Origin of the sequence: Hymenobacter cavernae (genome assembly GCF_014641455.1) — a bacterium.
Classification (GTDB): domain Bacteria; phylum Bacteroidota; class Bacteroidia; order Cytophagales; family Hymenobacteraceae; genus Hymenobacter; species Hymenobacter cavernae.
Genome location: NZ_BMHT01000005.1, coordinates 545,226 through 564,653, shown reverse-complemented (window position 1 = coordinate 564,653; position 19,428 = coordinate 545,226). Strand labels below are relative to the sequence as shown.

Annotated in this window: 13 protein-coding genes, 2 rRNA genes and 2 pseudogenes; 11 read left to right on the top strand and 6 right to left on the bottom strand. The window is 55.1% G+C overall.

What is annotated here, in order from left to right; translation table 11 throughout:
- The 4 genes and pseudogenes from IEX74_RS15975 to IEX74_RS15960 all read left to right on the top strand — a co-directional run.
- Positions 1–157, top strand: a 23S ribosomal RNA gene (locus IEX74_RS15975); the annotation flags it as partial.
- A gap of 81 nt (positions 158–238) precedes the next feature.
- Positions 239–350 (top strand): 5S ribosomal RNA (rrf, locus tag IEX74_RS15970).
- 248 nt (positions 351–598) lie between these two features.
- Positions 599–838 (top strand): annotated as a pseudogene (locus IEX74_RS23520) (transposase); the annotation flags it as partial.
- A 398-nt stretch (positions 839–1,236) separates the two neighbouring features.
- A complete protein-coding gene (locus IEX74_RS15960; RefSeq protein WP_188815008.1) occupies positions 1,237–1,533 on the top strand; it encodes a DDE-type integrase/transposase/recombinase in 297 nt (98 codons plus the stop codon).
- A 22-nt stretch (positions 1,534–1,555) separates the two neighbouring features.
- On the opposite strand, the pseudogene IEX74_RS15955 reads toward IEX74_RS15960, so the two are convergent.
- From IEX74_RS15955 to IEX74_RS15930, 6 genes and pseudogenes are all read right to left on the bottom strand, one after another.
- Positions 1,556–2,625 (bottom strand): annotated as a pseudogene (locus IEX74_RS15955) (IS3 family transposase).
- A gap of 141 nt (positions 2,626–2,766) precedes the next feature.
- Positions 2,767–4,044, bottom strand: a complete 1,278-nt coding sequence (locus IEX74_RS15950; protein WP_188815007.1) for a M16 family metallopeptidase — start codon at positions 4,042–4,044, stop codon at positions 2,767–2,769.
- Positions 4,045–4,053: 9 nt separating this feature from the next.
- Complete coding sequence (gene porV, locus IEX74_RS15945) at positions 4,054–5,244, bottom strand: type IX secretion system outer membrane channel protein PorV (RefSeq protein ID WP_188815006.1); 1,191 nt, start codon at positions 5,242–5,244, stop codon at positions 4,054–4,056.
- A 61-nt stretch (positions 5,245–5,305) separates the two neighbouring features.
- Complete coding sequence (porU, locus tag IEX74_RS15940; protein ID WP_188815005.1) at positions 5,306–9,307, bottom strand: type IX secretion system sortase PorU; 4,002 nt, start codon at positions 9,305–9,307, stop codon at positions 5,306–5,308.
- 135 nt (positions 9,308–9,442) lie between these two features.
- Positions 9,443–10,219 (bottom strand): CDP-alcohol phosphatidyltransferase family protein, encoded by a 777-nt coding sequence (locus tag IEX74_RS15935; protein ID WP_188815004.1) that lies wholly within the window; start codon positions 10,217–10,219, stop codon positions 9,443–9,445.
- Positions 10,220–10,232: 13 nt separating this feature from the next.
- On the bottom strand, positions 10,233–10,868 hold the full coding sequence (locus IEX74_RS15930; protein WP_188815003.1) for an MBL fold metallo-hydrolase: 636 nt from the start codon (positions 10,866–10,868) through the stop codon (positions 10,233–10,235).
- A gap of 147 nt (positions 10,869–11,015) precedes the next feature.
- On the opposite strand from IEX74_RS15930, the gene IEX74_RS15925 reads away from it, so the two are divergent.
- The 7 genes from IEX74_RS15925 to IEX74_RS15895 all read left to right on the top strand — a co-directional run bounded on the left by IEX74_RS15925 (position 11,016) and on the right by IEX74_RS15895 (position 19,419).
- A complete protein-coding gene (locus tag IEX74_RS15925) occupies positions 11,016–12,110 on the top strand; it encodes an NAD(P)/FAD-dependent oxidoreductase (protein WP_188815002.1) in 1,095 nt (364 codons plus the stop codon).
- A gap of 22 nt (positions 12,111–12,132) precedes the next feature.
- On the top strand, positions 12,133–15,423 hold the full coding sequence (locus tag IEX74_RS15920) for a hypothetical protein (RefSeq protein WP_229755322.1): 3,291 nt from the start codon (positions 12,133–12,135) through the stop codon (positions 15,421–15,423).
- A 106-nt stretch (positions 15,424–15,529) separates the two neighbouring features.
- A complete protein-coding gene (locus IEX74_RS15915) occupies positions 15,530–17,044 on the top strand; it encodes a T9SS type A sorting domain-containing protein (RefSeq protein WP_188815001.1) in 1,515 nt (504 codons plus the stop codon).
- 135 nt (positions 17,045–17,179) lie between these two features.
- Positions 17,180–17,848 carry a heme exporter protein CcmB gene (locus IEX74_RS15910; RefSeq protein WP_262892042.1) on the top strand — a complete coding sequence of 223 codons (669 nt, stop codon included), beginning with the start codon at positions 17,180–17,182 and terminating at the stop codon, positions 17,846–17,848.
- Positions 17,849–18,002: 154 nt separating this feature from the next.
- Entirely contained in the window at positions 18,003–18,680 is a 678-nt protein-coding gene (locus IEX74_RS15905) for a cytochrome c biogenesis protein (RefSeq protein WP_188815000.1), read from the top strand.
- Positions 18,661–18,897 (top strand): CcmD family protein, encoded by a 237-nt coding sequence (locus tag IEX74_RS15900; protein WP_188814999.1) that lies wholly within the window; start codon positions 18,661–18,663, stop codon positions 18,895–18,897. Before IEX74_RS15905 ends, IEX74_RS15900 begins: the two co-directional genes overlap by 20 nt.
- Positions 18,898–18,990: 93 nt before the next feature.
- Positions 18,991–19,419, top strand: coding sequence for a cytochrome c maturation protein CcmE domain-containing protein (locus IEX74_RS15895; protein ID WP_188814998.1), 429 nt, complete (start codon positions 18,991–18,993; stop codon positions 19,417–19,419).
- The last annotated feature ends 9 nt before the right edge of the window (positions 19,420–19,428 follow it).

Here is a 19,428-nt window from a genome sequence, read left to right as displayed (position 1 = left end):
GAGATAAGCGCTGAAAGCATCTAAGTGCGAAACTCACCAGAAGATGAGATCTCCCATATACGAAGGGCCGTCAGAGATGATGACGTAGATAGGCTACAGGTGTAAAGCTGGAAACAGCACAGCCGAGTAGTACTAAGCACCCGAACACTTCCACCGCTACCGCTTGCCTCCTTCTTACTCGTTTTAGTACGTCAACGTCTTTGTTGGCTCCTCCTTATTTGAAGAGCCAATCACCAGCAATGGTGGCTTTAGCCCGGGTGTTCACCTCTTCCCATTCCGAACAGAGTCGTTAAGCCCCGGTGCGCCTATGGTACTGCCTTCACCGGTGGGAGAGTCGGTCGCCGCCAACCTTTGCTTGTTCTTCAGCCCTGGCTGGTCGCTGCCCTCCGCGCGAACAGTCAGGGCTGAACTCGTTTAGCCCCCCACCCTTCGCTGCGCAACGCACTCCTGCCAAACTATCCAAGCAAGATGTAGACGCTAAAGTGCGTTGTTTAACCAGACAGAACGGCTAATCCGTTACCTGGGAGTTAGAGAGTGGCTATATGAGTGAGAGAGTCTAAGAAAGTGAGACAGAAAAGGGCGTTATCTTCCTTCTGTCATGACGTCAAAAACGAATCTAGGCGCGCAACGTAAGCGTCGCCACTATGATGACGCTTTCCGAGCGGAGGCGTTGCGGCTAACCACTGAAAGTCGCAGCACGCAAGCCGCTGCCCGGCAGCTCGGCATTAGCGCCAAACTGCTTTACAAGTGGCAAAAAGCCGCGCAACCGGAACTGGAAGTGGGTAGTGAGGAAGGAGAAAGTGCCGCGATGCGCCAGTTGCGGGCTGAGGTCAGACGCTTAAAACAGGAGCGCGACATCCTAAAAAAGACTTGGCCATCTTCATGCCGACGTTGTGAGCCGCTTTCGCTTTATCCAAGCGCAACAGCGTCGCTATCCTGTGCGCCGGCTCTACCAAGTGCTCGATGTGGCGGTAGCCAGCTACTACCGCTGACAGCAGAAAAGAGCTTTTTCGCCCACCGGCGCCCGCTTGGGAGCAGGCGCTATGTCAGCTGTTTAGCCAGCACAAGCGGCGCTATGGGACGCGTCGGCTGCGGGCCGAGCTGCACGCACGCCCAAGGACACCGGGTTGGGCGCCACCACATCCGCCAAGCACTACGCCAGCGTGCACTAGTGCCCCTGCAGCTGCAGGCGTTTGTCCCGCGCACCACTCAGGGTGAGCACGGGTAGCCAATCACGTGCTGAATCGACCAGCACCCACTGAGGCTGATCAGATATGGGTGGGCGATATCACCTATTTGCCGCTGCAAAACGGCGATTGGGCGTATCTGGCCGCTTTTCAGGATGTGCACACCAAATACGTCGTGGGGTGGCAAGTACTGAGCAGCATGCCCGAGGAATCGGTGGTCACGGCCTTGCGTCGGGCGCTGTTGAGCCGAAAGCCAGCGGCGGGGCTGATAGTCCATTCGGACCGGGGCAGTCAGTACTGCGGCAACGGCTACCGGCCGCTACTTGTACGCTTCCCCGTTCGATAAGCCAGTAAGTAGTAGGCAGAGGTTAAGCCGCTTGTTTAAATTCGAGTGGGGTCATAAAATGCAATGCCTGGTGGGGCCGTTGTGTGTTGTAGTCGAGCATCCATTCTTCCACGAGTTGGCGCACATGGGCCAGCGAGCGGAACAGGTGAGCGTCGAGCAGCTCGCGGCGAAATGAGCCGTTGAAGCGTTCGATATAGGCATTTTGCGTCGGCTTGCCCGGCTGAATCCAGTGCAGGGCGATACCCCCTGCGCCTCGAACCATTCGGTCAACCGGGCGCTAACAAACTCCGGCCCGTTGTCGATGCGCAGCCGCGCCGGACGGCTGTGGTACTCGACCAAGCGCGTCAGCACCTTCACGACGCGAGCGGCGGGCAGCGAGAAGTCAATTTCGACGCCCAGCAACTGGCGGTTGTAATCGTCGAGTACGTTCAGGGTCTGGAACCGACGACCGTCCGTCAGCACGTCACTGGTGAAGTCGAGTGACCAGCACACGTTGGCAGCCCCCGGTACGACTAACGGCTGCTTGACGCGAGCAGGTACGCGTTTTTAGGTGCCGGGGTAGGTTCAGGGCCAGGGCTCGATAAATACGCGATGTGCGTTTATGGTTGATTACCAGGCCATTTTTGCGCAACCGGTGATGCAGTTTCCAGAAGCCCCAACCCGGATACCGCCCGGTTAATGCCCGCAGGGCGGCTTGCACCGGCTCGTCATTGCGCCTTTGTCCTACCTGGTGGTAGCTGCCACGGGAAAGTCCCACTAGTGCACACGCCCGCCGCTGGCTCTAGCCTTTACTCACTAAGCCCTGCGCTGCCTGGCGCCGCGCCGCTGGCTACTTTTTCGCAATATCTCCTTAATAGCTTGATTCTCTAAGCTCAGGTCGGCGAACATCTGTTTGAGGCACTGATTCTCGTCTCCCAGGTGCTTAAGCCGGGTCGGCTCGGCCACGCTCGCCCCCGCATACTTGCTCTTCCAGGCATAAAACGTGGCCTCGCTCAGCCCGTGTTCCCGCACGATTTGCGCGACGGTCTGCCCGCTGGCTTGTTGTTGCAGAATGGCCGCAATCTGGGCCTCGCTGAATCGTCCCTTTTTCATTCGTAAGTCGTCAGGTAGTGAAAGTTACGGCTTTCTCTACTCACTACTGGCTCGCTATTTCGGGAAGCGTACATTTTACGGGGACAGATCAGCACTAGATATAATAAGGATTCGCCTTCTGCTGCTAAAGGATATTGAATGTTAACGTGAAGGACCAGATATTACTTCAATCATACTAGCTGGTGATAGATATAGTATAGCTAGCTCTTGAAGCTTTCTGGAGGTTACATATCCGATTTGATTAAGAAAATCTGTGTAATAAGAAACGGGTAAGTTTTGAAAGACCAGCGTTTTATATTTATCACATTGCTCAAAGACTGTACTTAGCTCATTGGCGAACTTGCCTGCCATGTAGTTCTTAACTGTTTGTAACTCCTCAACAGGAATAAGTTTTTCTTGAAGGCGTTGCAATTCCCGATGTATTTCTGTTATAGCAGATGAGGTACTTTCTGCATTAACATCGGCGCCAATAATGAAGCCAGTGGCCTGTTCACGAGGAGAAACACTGGCATAAATACCATAGGTATAGCCTTTATCCTCCCGAATATTCTTCATCAGGCGAGAACCAAAGTACCCGCCTAGTACTTTGACCAATACTTGTAAAAAATGATTGTCTGGGTGATTAGAGCTAGGCCAGAGCCGACCGATACGTAGGGAGGACTGGATACTATCAGCTAAAAGAACGTGGTCATGGGTAAGCGTCGGCTGAGGATTAGTCTTCTCAATGACTAACGGAGTATTGGAGGAAGACTGCTCTCCAAGTAAATGAGCGAGTAGCTTTTCATGCTGAGCACTTACGTCACCACAAAGGAATATTTCAGAACTACTTAGCAAATAGGTGTGCTGGTGAAAGTTCTCAATATCTGTGGTTGTAGTAGCCTGAAAAATAGCTTCATCGAGAATAGCTCCATAAGGGTGAGCTGGTCCATACAGATTGTGCGAAAACCGCTCAGCAGCTAGGTAGCTGGTTTTTTGACGCTCAATCCGTATGTTTTGGATAGTACGGGTTTTTGCTAAGTCGAACTCAGCACATGGGAATACTGGCTCAGTGATAACATCTACCACTAGAGGCATAAGCTGCTCAAGATGACGGGCGAGACAGTAGAGTGTAAGCGTGGCACGGTCAAAGCCTTGCTCGCACTCCAGAGAAGCCCCATAGAATGCGACTTCATCGGCAATCTGGCGAGCAGTGCGCGTGCGCGTACCTTCCAGTAGCATACGAGCTGTGAGCAACGACACGCCGGAGGCTGGATCGTACCATTTCCCAGCTGGAAATACCACCTGAAGACGTACAACAGGTTGGGCGTTGTTGCGCATGATGTGCAGCCTAGCGCCATTAGGTAATGAAAAAACATCAGCCGCCGGCAGCGTTACACTGGCCAACGGCTGAACGAGAGGAGCGACTTGACGGTCGAGCATAGATACGGGTTAGTTCGCGGGAGTACTGTCGCTGGGACCAAAGGCCTCTTCCAGCTTGTTGAAGTTAAAGTGTAGAGAGACCCGAATAGTTTGCGCTAAAGGATTGTTTCGCTGGTTAGGAACTAAGTACGCGCCATCGACTCCAAAAACCTGGTAGCGGACACCCGCACCGAAGCTGAGGTATTGCCGGTCACCTTTGTTCTTATTCTCGTAGAAATAGCCTGCCCGGACTGCCAGCAGGTCATTGTACCAGTACTCAATACCCGTTGAAAGGTTGATTTCTTGAAGCTCTTCCTTCGCTCCTCCCGGAGCATCGCTGAAAGAACCTAAGATGCCACTTACAATCGACTTATTGGCAATATCTGCGTTGCGCTGTAGTATACGAGGATCATTCATCGGCACACCCACCTCGTAATAAGGAGTAGGAACCAGCAGCTTATTTGCGTCGAAAGCGAGCGTGATCTTATTATACGCATCCAACTCACGCGTGATGGCCGTACCTAGCTTCAGGTTAGTAGGTAAGAAGTCAGCCTGTTGTGGGTTGGTATAGGTGATCTTATTGCCAATATTCGAGACAGAAGCCCCTAAACCTAGGTTGTACTCACCCGTGCCGATAGTCAGATCCTTGTTGTAGTATACACCTAGGTCTACGGCCGCAGCGTTGCCGGGCTTGGCATCGGTGCCAAGGTTGCCACCTGTGAGATTAGAGCGAATGTAACGTGCCGTGACACCCACACCAAAGTTGTCGCTCAGCTTCTGTCCGTAGGAAACACTGACGGCGTACTCTTTGGGGTTGAAGTTGCCCAGCGGCTGGTTCTGTGAGCTGCGTAGGGAAATGCTGCCTAGGTCGAAGTACATCAGGGAGGCGGCAAGCGCAGACCGTTGACCTAGCTTATAATAGCCAGATAGGTAAGCCAAACCCATGTCGTCCGTGATGGAGCGCAGCCAGGGTGTGTAGGAAGGCGAAACGCTGTACTTATTAGGGACGAAACCTAGCTTGCCGGCATTATAATACGAGGAGTTAGCATCGGGGGAAATGGCAACCCCTGCTTCTCCCAAAGCCGCTGAGCGGGAGTCAGGGCTGAGCGTCAGGATAGGCACCGCCGTGGTTATTGTGTTCTGTTGAGCAACAGCGCTAGCTGATAAGCTCAGGACACCGGAAAGAAGCGCAAAACGCAAGGGCAGCTTCGGAGAAATCATACAACAGAAGAAATTAGGCGTAAAGCAGACGTCTCGGTCTGCTTGAATGTGATGGACAAGGTTAGTTAAGGATAACTAGTTTTTCGTACTTCGAAGCCGTAGATCCGCTTAGCGTAAGCGAGCGGACACTTACACGATACACGTACACGCCGCGCGCTAGCTGGTCGTTGTATTCATCGCGCCCATCCCAGGTAAGGGGCGCTAAGTGAGAGCCGCTGCCCGCTACAGATGTGCGCAGTGTTCGTACCAGCTTACCAGACACCGTAAATATCTGTACCTGCACTTCCAGATCGTCGCCGCTGCGGTTTTGATCGAAATGGAAGGTAGTGGCCGTGGAAAACGGGTTAGGGTAGTTAAGAACGTGGCTAAGAGCTAGCTTTTCGTTGTTGGCTACAATGAACTCTATTTCTTTCTCGGCAGAGTTATTATGCGTATCCCAAGCTTTTAGGCGCAAGAGGTGCGGACCAGTTGTGAGCTCTTTAAACAGGTACTTCACGGTGCCCGCCTGGTAATTGTCGACAGCGGCCGTATAGAAGTCGTTGAGAATCGTGAGCTTGCTTAAGTCGTTATCCAATACGGCCGTGATTTCGTGGCCGACACCTGAGCTAGCCGTGTTGATACCGTTTTCGTCGTTCAGGTTGGCCAACAGCGTAGGGCTAGGTCCGGTGGTGCCACCGAATACGAACGATTCCGAGTCCATGAACAGCTGAATGCGAGGCGGCAAGCTATCCGCTTGGGCGGTGGAGTTGGCGCCGCCAATGGGAACGATGGTATTACCGTGGGCATCTACGCGGTTTGTTGCATCGAAGGCGTAGAGGCTGATGTTGCCATTACCTAGGTTGTAGTTGATGTCCTTGGGCACTACAAAGTTGAGCGAGAACTGCCCGTTTCGCACCGAGGCTTGGCCGTCGTACACCACATTGCGCTGCACCACGATGTCTTCTGGCGGTGAGTCGGCCTCGTTACCGAGTGTTCTGATGGTATCTGGCTTCTCGTATACCGTTACCTGCGTCGTGCCGGTGAAGTTGGTATTGATAGCACCACTGCGCCGCACTTCCCCTTTTAGCTCTACCTTATCTAGAGATCTTAACGTAGTGCTAGCTGTAATAGGCTGGCCATTGATTGTATTCAGGGCAACTGTTTGTTCGGGGTAGGCTAGGCGCGTGGTAGGGTCACCAAGAAGGCTGAAGTGACGGTTAATAGTGCCAGCACTTTGCGAGCTTTTATTCTTGGTTTCGGCTACTACATCACCCAGACGAGGCATAGTGCCATCAGCGGTTATGGGTACAAAAACATCGTTATAGAAAGCGGTATTCAAATCATAGTTAGCCGAGGTAGTCGCCAAACGCGTGGTAGTAAGCAGGGCAATAGCACCAGCTTGGGTATCAGTGAGAAGTTGCTCGCCCGCCGAGGTAACTTCCGGGTTATCGTAGGTACTGAAGTCGCAGGTAGCCGTGATAAAGAAGCTGAGGCGTTGGGTATTTTTAAGCTGAGCAATCGACTCTCGGGTGAAGATGCGCTCTTCCGCCCACGATTCGGGGCCACCGTGCCCATTATAGTTGACGATTAGTGAGCCTTGCTCAATTGCTTCGTCGATAGCTTTGTTACAGTCTGGGGAGCGTTGGCCCGCCGCAGAAATAGTCTGCGGGTACATATCCAGGTACACCTTATGCACATTATAGCCAGGGTAGAGGCTAGGTAGCGTGTTAGCAAAAGGCTCTGAAGAGTTATTCATGTGGGTGTTGGCGTCACCATCATCCGCCACGAAGGTGATGCGGTTGCGCCACTTGCCATACGTGTCGGGCGCATCATAGGCAATAATCTTGTTTACTACATTCCGCGCCATTGCCGTCGAGCTAGGTTGGCCAGTCGGCGTACGAATTGGCAGGCGCCCAATACCGATGTCGAGCTTTTCTTCTAGGCCACCGGTTTCACTCCAATAGCCTTCCTCATCGTCGAGGAAACCAAAAAAGTCATCAGAAGAATAGGAGTTACCATTGCCAGCACGAGGAAATATTGGTGCAAATGACTCGCGTGACTCGTACACGGGCACGTAGTTCTGATTGATCTTATCTACGTTCTGAGTGTTCGGAGCCCATTGCCGGTTCTTCCACCAGGCAGGAGCCTTCGTGAGGTCGTTGCTCGGGTCCGACTTATAGTCGAAGGAAGCATCACCGAAGAGCAGCAGAAAGTTCTGTTTGCCAGCGGGGGCCCGATCGTACACCATCTTCATCAGGTCCCGAATGGCAGTGATATCCTGACCACCCGAACTGAACTCATTGTAAACCTCCGTGGTCGTGACTACCTGCGCCACGAGCTTGTCATGGTCGCGGCGGTGTTGAGCCAAGCGTTCGGCTTCACTCCTGAATGGCGGATAGCACACGATTACTAGATCCAGCTTGCCATCTAGGTTCAAAGCGTGCAGATTTTGGTTTGGTACGCGGCCAAAGGTGCGGGGCGTCGGAAAGTCGTTGCCTTTGAAGGCAACGTATTCGCGTAGCACATTCGTTGCGGAAACAAAGCTGCTGCTGGTGCCATTAGCAGTGAGGGCTTGCTGTACGGGTACCTGTGGATCAGTTACATCCCACACGGTAGCATCGGTAGCGTCGTTCAGCACAAACTGGCTGCGGGCGTTGGTGCTAATGTTCTCAAACGAGCGAAACTCCAGCATCTTATCGCTCATACGCAGGCGACGTTGCGCATTTACTTCCAGATAATCTAGGTAGCCTCTTGCTGAGCTGGAGTTGCTTACTCCGCTAGCATCATAGGTAAGCGTAACCCGCACCTCAGTTGGTGTACCTGTTAGTATTGCCGAATAGTTCGTGGTGTTGGTATTGGCTACATCGGGAAAGCTAATGGAACCCGCTACTTGCACTAGCTGCGCAGGATTCTGCGCGGCGCCATTGATGGCAACCCGAAAATTGGTATTAAGAGGCCTGTATAAAGCATCTGCTTCGTAGGCAGCGCTGGCTGCCACCGCTGACTGCACCTGCACCGGCACTGTCGTCACGAGGTCCGGGATAGGAAAGGTGAAATCCTGTTGCGTGCCGCTGCTGAAAAGCTCGCCCAGCCATTGCCGGCCGGAGCGCAGCAGGTTCACCAAATCATGCTCGTAGAACTGCCGCTCTGCAAAGGTGGTGATGGAAGCGGAAGCGCCCGTCAGAGCCGGCGCAGTAGCAACGCGCTTACCTAGGGCAGTGCCTACCCGCACGAAATAGTAGGCCGTATCGGTGTACAGGTGCTGAATGTGCTTGAAGCGTTGGGTCGTTCCGTCGCGGGTCCAGGTGTGCGGGCCGCGGGCGTAGAACAAGGCGTAGTCGTTGTCGGCGAAGATGCTGTTGTTGCCGCTCGATACGAAAATGGCATTTTCCACCAGGTCGTCGGGGCGCGGGTCGCTGTTGAGCTGAGGCAGCATGCCCGTTGCGTTACCATACACCTGCAAGCGACGCGGATCTAGGTTTTGCACATCAATGCCCAGCGACTTCAGCAGGTTTTTATCCAGTTTGTAGATACCGCTGGCCGGCACCCCAATCTTGTACCAGTCGCCGCTATTCAGCACAGAGCTAGAGGCATAGCTGCGCGTGGTAGTACCTCGGGCGGCTGTTCTGCCTTGCGTGGTGTAGGCGTAATCAAAGAAAACCAGCTTCTCGACCTGGCCGGTCTGCTGATTGCGGCGCAAGGGCTGGATGGTCACGAAGCTCAGGAGCTGGCGGCGCGCAGTACCGTTAGCTACCCGTACCGAAATATCAGTGGGCAGCTCTTTGCTCGTGAAGATGCGGCTGTCGGCGGCTGACAAGGGTTCGTATACCGTGTTGCGTAGCGTACCATCCGCTATGGTACCAGTCAGGTTGAGCGTGTACGTACCTAGCAATTCGCCGGGTCGGTAACTAGCGCCCACGAAAGTAGGTACTCGCTTTACAGCGCCATTGGGCAGCTCGATCGGTGCGTAGCCGTTCCACGTAAGCACCTGATGCACCACTTGTTCAGCCGATTGTGCCCGCGCCGGAGCACCTAGGCCCAACAGGATGCCGCAAAGCAGAAGATATAAAGCAACGGAGCGCATAGATGTATTTCCGATAGTATTTGAGCAGGATGAGTTCTGAAAGAATTCTGCCATGCGGCTAGTCGCTAACCGTTCAGCAAGGATGCTGTTACTAACTGCTTAAACATTCAAATATTGTAAAGCTGAAAGCCAAAATTAGCTGGTAGCAGGGCGCAAAACCGACAGCAGTACATACAGCAGTATGATAACCGGAACAGCAGTAGCCTGAAGCACCAGCAACAATCCGACACTCAGCAGTAAAAATACGAAACGCAAGGAGTTGTCTTGCCAGCGCAAGTTTTTGAACTTCAGAGCAAACAGCGGAATCTCAGCCACTAACAAGCCGGAAAGCAGCATGGTGAGACCTAGCAGCACCCACGGATTCAGGATGATGCCGCTGACACCAAGCGAATCGTGCAGCAGAATCAAAGGCAGGGAAGCTACCACCAGCGTACAGGCTGGCGTGGGCAAACCGATAAAGGAGTTCGTTTGGCGCGTATCGTTGTTGAACTTGGCCAGCCGCAGGGCCGAAAAGATGCTGACCGTAAAAGCTAGGTAAGTCAGCCAACTCGGCAAGCTGTCGGGCAATGCTAGTTGCAGCAGCTTAAACAAGATAGCCCCCGGCACCACGCCAAAGGATACCATGTCCGCCAGCGAATCCAGGTCTTTGCCGATAGGGGAGGAGACGTGCAGCGCCCGTGCCACCAGGCCGTCGAAGAAGTCAGCTACGGCAGCTAGGCCGATCAGGTAGGCGGCGTCTTCTAAAGGGATAAGTTTAAAAATGGTTGATACATGATCCGGCGCTACATCCTGCATGCTTATCGTATAAGGTGAGCCTATACGATTACCAGATAGTATAAGCGTTAAGGCGACACATCCGCACAGCAGGTTCAGGCAGGTGAGGGCGTTGGGTAAATGCTTTTTGATTGCCATAAAAAGCTAGGTGCTAGCGCAGAAACGGATTAGAAATGCGCTCCGCACCGATGGTAGTGGCCGGTCCGTGCCCTGGATGCACCGTCACGTCGTCGGGCAGCGTGAGCAGCTGCGTGCGGATGCTGTCGATGAGCGTGTCGTAGTCGCCGCCGGGCAGGTCGGTGCGGCCAATGCTCTGGCGGAACAGCACGTCACCGCCGATTACCGCCTTCGTAGGCTCATGATAAAAAATAACGTGGCCCGGTGCATGACCCGGCGTGAAGCGCACGGCTAGCGCTGTGTCGCCGAACTGTACGGGTTGGTCTGGGGTTAGAAAGCCGGTGGGCTCCGCGGGCTGGTACTGCGGAAAGCCGTAGGGAGCCGCGTAAGCTGATACCGAATGCAACGTACCTAGGTCGGCTTCGTGAATCAGAAAAGGAACTTTGTACGTGCTCAGAATAAACTGATTGCCAAGCACATGGTCGATGTGGCAGTGCGTGTTCAGTAGCAGAACTACTTGTAAGCCTTGAGCCTCAATAAACTCCTGGAGCGCAGCCTGTTCCTGGCGGCTATAGCAGCCGGGGTCGACGACGGCACACTGGCCGGTGGCATCGTGCAGCAGGTACGTATTCTCGGAAAAGGCGTTGAAAGTAAAACCCGTAACGGTCATGAAACAGCGTAAAAGTAAAGCTAGCAAGCTAGGCCTAGGGGTAAGGCGGAGGTAAGTTACGAGTCTTGGCGCGAATCAGCCTAGCAAATAACTGACGAGGATGCTAGCTAGTATGGGAAAAACGCAATTTGCTTTACCTTGCTCGGAATGACAACGTACGATTACCTGATTATCGGGCATGGTATTGCGGGCGCTACGCTGGCTCACGAGCTGCGGCGGCGCGGACGAACTGTGCTGGTACTAGATACTTACCAAACCGATTCGGCTTCCAACGTCGCGGCCGGGCTGATGAACCCGGTAGCGGGCAAGCGCTTCGCCCTAGCTTGGCGCGCCGATGATTTCTTAACCGCCGCCGCGACTTTTTATCGGGAGCTGGAGCAGCGGTTCGGACAACAGTTCTTCTTCGAAACGCCCATTCTGAAGCTGTTCTCGTCGGTGGCCGAGCAGAACACGCTGCTCGCCCGTAGCGCCGACCATCCGTGGCAGAACTTTGTGGAAGAACTCGCCCCTAGCTTACCGCCGGCGCCGGGCGTCCGGCAGGATTTCGGCGGCGTGCGCATTCGTCGGGGCGGCTACCTGGCTGTGCGGGAACTGCTGGTGGCGCTGGCCGCCGAAGGATTGGAGCAAGGCTGGCTGCGCCGCGAAACTTTTGACTGGAATCAGCTTGTTGTCGGCCCGGCCAGCGCTAGCTACGCCGGCGACGTACACGCCCGCCGCGTGGTGTGCTGCGAAGGTGCGGCGGCCGTTCACAACCCTTATTTCGACTGGCTGCCGCTCACGCCCAACCAAGGCGAGGTGATAGACGTTGAGTGTTCGGGACTAGCAGATACGCAGGTGCTTAACAAGGGTGCCTACGTGCTGCCGCTCGGCGCCGCAAGGTTCCGGGTGGGCGCTACGTATCGGTGGCCACCTTTCGCGGAAGGTACCACGGAGGAGGCCCGCGCGGAGCTTAGCCAGCGCTTGGCCAGCATGACGGATCAGCCCTTCGTGGTGCTGGCGCAGCGGGCTGGTGTGCGGCCTGCCGTGCGCGACCGAAAACCCTTGCTCGGTGTGCATCCGGCTACGCCAGTTATGAGTATATTGAATGGTTTTGGATCCAAAGGCGTGATGCTGGCGCCACTGCTAGCCGGGCATTTCGCCGACGTACTGGAAGGCCACGCAGAATTGTGGCCCGAGGTCAATATTCTGCGCTATCATGCGTTATATGTAGCCGCCCGGAAAGAGGGTGGTTTTTCTTCTTGATTGTCTGCCTTTTTGCTTTCGTATGAAGCACTTATCCTTTTCATGGTCACCTAGGTTGAGCCGCTCGGCAACGGGCACCGCGACGGTTCTGCTAGGTCTTTTTTTAGTAAGCGGAACGGCGCAGGCCCAAACCTCGCAGGAGGCTTTCGGCCGTGTCCGCGTTCAGTACAAGGATTTCAACTGGCAGCAGCTCAGCACCCAGAACTTCAACGTGTACTACTACGCAGGCGGCGAAGCGACGGCGCGCCGCGCAGCCGAGTACGCCGAGAAGGAGTTGCAGCGCGTCACGTCGCTCATCGGGTATTATCCCTACTCGAAGACGACCATCATGCTCTACAACTCCGTGGGCGACCTGCGGCAAAGCAACATCGGGCTGTATTCGGATAAGTACCAGACCGGCGGCGAAACCTCGCTGCTGCGCATGAGCAAGGTGCAGCTAGCTTTTCAGGGCCAGCAAACCTTGTTCAAGCGCGACCTGAGCTACCAGATTACGCGCGTGCTGCTCAACGACATGATGTACGGCGGCTCGCTGAAGGAAGTGCTCCAGAGCACCTACTTGCTTCAGCTGCCCGACTGGTTTGTGAGCGGCGCATCGGCTTACGCAGCCGAAGGCTGGAGCATGGAGATGGACGACTACATGCGCGATATGACGCAGAAGAACGAAGGCAATAAAACGGCTCAGTTCTTCCTGCGCAATCCGCAGCTCGCCGGCCAGAGCGTGTGGAACTACATTGCCGAGCGCTACGGCTACACCACCGTTCAGAACATTCTGAACCTGACGCGCATCACCCGTGACGTGGAAGTGGGTATCAGCAGCTCGCTGAACGTGCCCTACAAAGTCTTTCTGAAAGATTGGCTGAGCTACTACCGCCAGCTAAACGCCCAGCCGCAGACATCCTTCGTGTTGCCCGAGGAGAAAGCCCAGGTCACGAAGACGAACCGTCGAAACATCATCTATTCGCAGCCGGTGCTGAGTCCGAACGGGCAGAGGCTAGCTTACGCGCAGAATGACCGCGGCCGCTACCGCGTGGTGGTCGTGAACCGCGACGGTTCGAAGCGGACGGTTATTCACCGCAACGGATACAAAACGCCCGATCAGCAGGTGGAGAGCCGCCTGCCGGTGCTAGCTTGGCGCGGCAACAACCAGGTGGCCGTTGCCGAAATGGAGAAAGGCAACATGGCCCTGCACCTGCAACAGGCTGCCGGCGCGGGCCCCCTAGGTTTGCTCGTGCGTTTGCGCGCTGTCCTACCTAGCTTTCGGAAGAGCACGTCAATTTTTCAGCCTTTCCAGCAGGTACTGGATTTGAGCTACTCGGCCGATGGCAAAGCGCTGGTATTTAGCGGCGTACAGAATGGGCAAAACGACTTATACCTGTTGCGGGCGGGTAGCCGACGGCCGGAGAAGCTGACTGATGACGTGTTTGACGACGTGCAACCTAACTTTCTGCCCGGCGGACAAGGGGTGGTGTTCAGCTCCAACCGCTGGCTCGACTCAGCCGGCACGGCGAAAGGCAATTTCGGGAGCGTCGTCAATAACTACGACTTGTTCCTGTACCATCTCGATGGTCGGGCACAGCCAATGGAGTCGTTGGTAAGCACCATCTCCAATGAGTCACGCCCACGAGCCATTTCCGATGAGGAAGTACTGTTCCTGGGTGAAGAAAGCGGCGTGCGTAGCATCTATCGGCTGTCGCTCAGCACCAAGAAGCGCACGCCGGTAAGCAGCTTCCTGGAGAATATCAAGGATTACGACTATAATGCCAGCACAGGCGCCTTAGGTTTCATTGCCAATGATCAGGCCCGCGAGTACGTGTACGTATACCCCAAGTACGCGCTGCCCGACAACCTGACGTTGTACAAAACAGCTCGCCAGGAAACCCTGGAGGACCGGTCGCGGCCGAAGCCAGCGCCTACGCCGCGTCCTGCACCTCCAACGGCTGTGCAGGAGCCAGCCGCCGGCACTGATCAAACTACGCAGCCAACGACAACACCTGCTGCTCCTAAGCCTTCCAACGCGAAAATCAACACCAGCGACTACCAGTTTGACGACGATGTCCCGGCTTCGCAGGCTGCGCCCGCCCGTCGCAAGCGTTCCGCCACGGTCGTGGCGCTGCCTACCGCGCCGCCTACCGATGCGTACGCCGTGTCGGGGCCGTCGCGCTACGATACGCGCTTCAGCATCGATAATGTGGTGTCGTCCATCTACACCGATCCGCTGCTGGGCGTTGGGCTTATTGCGCAGGCCAATATGTCGGATATGTTTGAAGATCACCGGATTCAGGCCAGCATCTTCGCCCTCACCGACCTACGTACGAGCAACATCTCGGCTTCCTACACCAACCTGAAGCATCGCTACGACTGGAGCATCAGCTACCAGAAGCAAGCCTACTTCTTCGATACGGGTGCCAGTGGCCAACGTATACGCTATGGCCGGCATGAAATAGCCCCGAACATTGCGTATCCGCTCACGCACAACCTGAGCGTGCGTGGGGGGCCGCGCTTTGTGAACCTGAACAGAACGCAGCAAGGCGAACTCACCAACAATGGTGATATCAACCGCAACTATGTCGGGGCGAGTGGCGAGCTGGTGTTCGACAATGCCATTGCGACCGGGGTGAACATGCTGGAAGGCACGCGCATGAAATTTGGGGTGCTTCAGCTGAACAGCCTGGATAACAAGGCCCTGAACTTCGGCAAGATCTACGTAGACCTGCGGCACTACCAGAAGCTACACCGGCAGATTATCTGGGCCAACCGGGCTAGCTATGGCCAGTTTATCGGCAACGACAAGCAAACCTTCCGCTTGGGCGGCATGGACAACTGGCTGAACAACCGCTACGATGGTTCGCGCAATATCAATTCCGCCGAAACTGATCCGGCCGACGTATTTTACCAGCAGTTCGTAACCAATCTGCGCGGCTTCAACTACAACAAGCGGACGGGTCCGAAGTACGTGCTGTTCAACTCGGAGCTGCGCATTCCGATCATTCAGTACATTTCCCGCAAGCCAATCTATTCGGGGTTCTTCCGCAACCTGCAACTAACCGCTTTCGGTGATGCCGGCACAACCTATTCTGGCTCAAATCCCTTTAGCCTAGATAACTCGTTCAATACACCACCAAACCCTATAATAAAAGGAAACGCGTTTACTGCCGTGGTGACGAACTTCAGCAACCCGTTGCTGATTGGCTACGGTTTTGGGATGCGCACCACCATCCTAGGTTTCTACGGCAAAGCCGATGTGGCCTGGGGCCAGGAAGACTACAAGCAAAGCGGCCCGAAATTCTACTTCACGCTGGGCTATGATTTCTAAAGCTCAGACCTAGGTCGTCGTAAAAATAAAAGCCACCGGGGCAGCCTCGGTGGCTTTTTTGTGCCTATTCAGTACTTTTCTTTCCTCAACCTAACCCTAATTACCTATGAAACACGCTTTACTGTTGACCTTCGTCTTGCTAATGGCCGTTGGGCGAAGCTACGCGCAGTACCAAACGCCCGGCACGGGTGTCCGCTGGACGCTGGACCAACTGGCCGCCGCCTCAGGCGGAACGGTGACGGGCGCGGGCCCCGCCTTTCAGGTGAACAACACGATCCGGCTGGCGGCAAACGATACGCTGCTGATCAACACCAACGCAACCGTGCGCCTGGCCTCACTCGCGCTGTTCTATGTGGATGGCGTGCTGCTCGTCAACCCACCCGATTCGGCCAAGTTCACGGCTGTCAATCCGGCGGCGCCTTTTCACAGCTTCTCGTTTTCGGCGACGAGCACCGGTTCTCAGCTGCGCAAAACCATTGTGGAATACGGCGGCGGTATCAAAGTGGTAGGTGCTAACCTATTGATAGACAGATGTGCGATACGCTACCAGGTAACCAGCATTGGGAACACCGCCACGAACAGCGGCGCCATCAATATGTCGGGCAGCGGCTCTACCATCACCAACTGCCGCATTTACCGTAACGGGCGCTCCGCCATTCTGAGCCCTTCCAACGGTGGCGTTTCGCCGGTTATCCGCGGCAACGTGCTGATTGAGAATGACACCGAAAACGGCAACTACCCGCAGATCAACCTAGGTCCGGGCGGAGCTACACCTATCATCATTGAGAACAACCTGATCGTGGGGCGCTACCTGATGTCCGGTGGCATTGCCGTTTCCAACCTGCTAGGTTCGCCGAACGGAACGCAAGTCGTGATCCGCAAAAACGTGATTCGCAACAACCGCTACGGCGTGACCATCATCGGTAGCAACATCAACAGCTACATCACGCAGAATACGATTGAAAACAACAACATCAACCCCAACGCGGCCACCGGCGGAAGCGGCATCAGCCTGCAAGGCACCGGCACCCAAACCGGCGTCGTGTCGCGCAATAGCATCAAAGGCAACTTGTGGGGCGTGACTATGATCCGCTCGTCGACTACGGCCGCGAGCGGTCCGGTTGTCAGCTTCGGCGAGGCAGGCAGCTCTGATACGACCAATGTGGGCCTGAATCAATTTGCCAACAACAGCAATGGCGGCCAAGTGTACGACTTCTACAACAACATCCCGAACAACACCAAAGCCGAAAACAATGGCTGGGGCACGGCATCTGCTACCGAAATCGAAAACCACATCTACCACAAAGTCGATAGCGAAGCCCTAGGTCTGGTCGATTTTCAGCCGTTCCTGACGCCGCTCGCTACGCACACCGCCAACCGCCTGACTGTAGCGGCGTACCCAAACCCAGCCCGCGAGTCCGTCACCTTCGCGCTGCCGACCAGTACCGCCGCCCACGTACAAGTCCGCGATGCACTTGGCCGCGTGGTGGCCGAGTTGCAAGCCAGACCTAGCACCGGTCAATTGGTGCTGCCCACGGCGCAGCTGGCGCCGGGCCTCTACACCTACCGCCTGACGCAGGAAAAAGCTACCGCCACCGGCAAGCTCCTCGTCACGAAGTAGAAGCTAGGTTTGCTTCTGCATTCCACTACTTCACAGGCAGCTAGTGTTAAGCCGAGAGAATAATACCGTGGATTGAAGACCATCCCGCGCCGGGGTTGTATCTTTGCCGTCCGGTTCATTATTTTCTCTGCCGTGCTGCTCCTCCGCGAGATTTGGTATTTGATTCAGAAGGACTTCCGCCTGGAATGGCGGCAGCGCTCCGCCCTGAATGGAATGCTGCTTTATGTGGGCAGTACGGTATTTGTGTGCTACATGAGCTTTTCGCTGCGGGGCGGCGCACTGCCCGTGCCGGCCTGGAACGCACTTTTCTGGATCATCCTCCTTTTCACGGCCGTGAATGCAGCCGCCAAGGGCTTTCTACAGGAAAGTCGTGGGCGGCTGCTTTATTATTATACGTTGGTGCGGCCGCAGGCAGTGATTCTGGCCAAGATCGGCTACAATGCGCTGCTGCTGTTGGGGTTGTCGCTGGTCGGGTTAGCGGTATATGCCATTGTACTGGGCAACCCGGTGCAAAACTCGACCCTGTTTGTCGGGAATGTGATGCTAGGTGCCCTAGGTTTTGCCACGACGCTTACGCTGGTGTCGGGCATTGCCGCCAAAGCCACCAACAGCAGTACCCTGATGGCCGTGCTCGGCTTCCCAGTCATGATTCCAATGCTGCTGCTCCTTATTAAGGTGTCCAAGAACGCCCTGGATGGTCTGGAGTTTGAAGCCAGTCGCGGCTCTCTGCTGACGTTAGTGGCTTTGAACCTAATCGTCACGGCCGTATCTTATCTGTTGTTTCCATTTTTGTGGCGGTCTTAAGCTAAAAACATGAGAAAAGACACGAGAAGAAAGCAGCAGATAGCGCCCGGTGCAGCACCAATTGAAGAGGCTGTGTGTTGCAGAATAGGCAATCATAGTCCGCCAGGCGGGGCCCGCTTCCCTATGCCTATTCCTTACTCATGTACCTGACGACATGTTTTTAAAAACAAATTGGTGGAAAGCGCTGGCTGTTATGCTGTTGCTCTACACCGCAGTAGCGGGGCTGCTGATGCCAGTGCCACGGCTTGCCATTCTCAACGAAAGCATTCGGAACCTCTACTTCCACGTGCCGATGTGGTTCGGGATGACGATTATCTTGGCTACTTCCGTGTACTACTCCATTCGGTACTTGCGCACACCCACGCCACAGCTGGATATTCTGTCCCACGAATCGGCCAAGACCGGTATCCTGATGGGGCTGGTTGGTCTGGCTACAGGCAGCATCTGGGCGCGCTATACCTGGGGTGCATGGTGGACAAATGACCCCAAGCTCAACGGTGCTGCTATTGCCATGCTCATCTATGGCGCTTACCTCGTGCTTCGCTCGTCGTTTCAGGATGAGCAGCAGCGGGCGCGCATCAGTGCTATCTACAATATCTTTGCCTTTGCAGCGGCGATGCCTTTGTTTTTCATCCTGCCACGCCTCACCGATTCACTCCACCCCGGCGCGGGCGGCAACCCGGCTTTTGCCAAGTACGACCTCGACAGCGACATGCGCCTGGTGTTCTACCCGGCCGTGATTGGCTGGACGCTGCTCGCGTTCTGGGTAACTCAAGTGGCCTGTCGCTTCGCTTTCCTCAAACAAAAAGTTTATGAAAAACAGCTTGCGTAATGCGCTGGCGCTGCTGGCCGCGCTGGTGCTGCCGGTGCTGCGCGCCCTGGCTCAGGCACCCGGCGCCGATACGCCCGAAATGGCCGACGCGCTTCGGCAAAGCGGCAAGATCTACGTGGTCGTGGCCGTTATTGCGGTGGTGCTCACAGGCTTACTGGTTTATCTTATTTCCCTTGACCGCAAAATTGGTCGGTTGGAGCGGGAGATGAGAGACTAGTAATTATTTCAACTCAAGGATTTTTCTTCGCGCTTACTTGTTCAGAATACCCGGCCTGAGATGCGCCGGATTTGCGTTTTCCGCCTTTTGCACATGAAAAAATCGCATATTCTCGCCATTGCCGTCATTGCCCTCGCAATCGGTATTATTATGAGTGCGGCTGGTGATGCCAGCGTTTATGTTTCGTTCCGGGAAGCTAAAGAGCGAGCCTCGCAGGGCAACCTGACGAAAGTACACGTAGTGGGCCGCCTGCCCCGCGACGGGCAGAAGCAAATCCTAGGTCTGGAGTATAACCCGACCCTCGACCCCAACTATTTTGCGTTCACGCTGGTTGATACCAACCGCATCGCGCAGCGTGTGGTCTACTTCAACCCCAAGCCCCAGGATTTTGATAAGTCGGAGCAAGTCGTGATTACGGGCGCTATGCGCAACGACATCTTCGTGGCCGATAAAATTCTGCTCAAGTGCCCGTCGAAATACGTGGAGAAAGATATCAAAGGCGCCACTGCTTCAGTTAATTAAGAATGAACA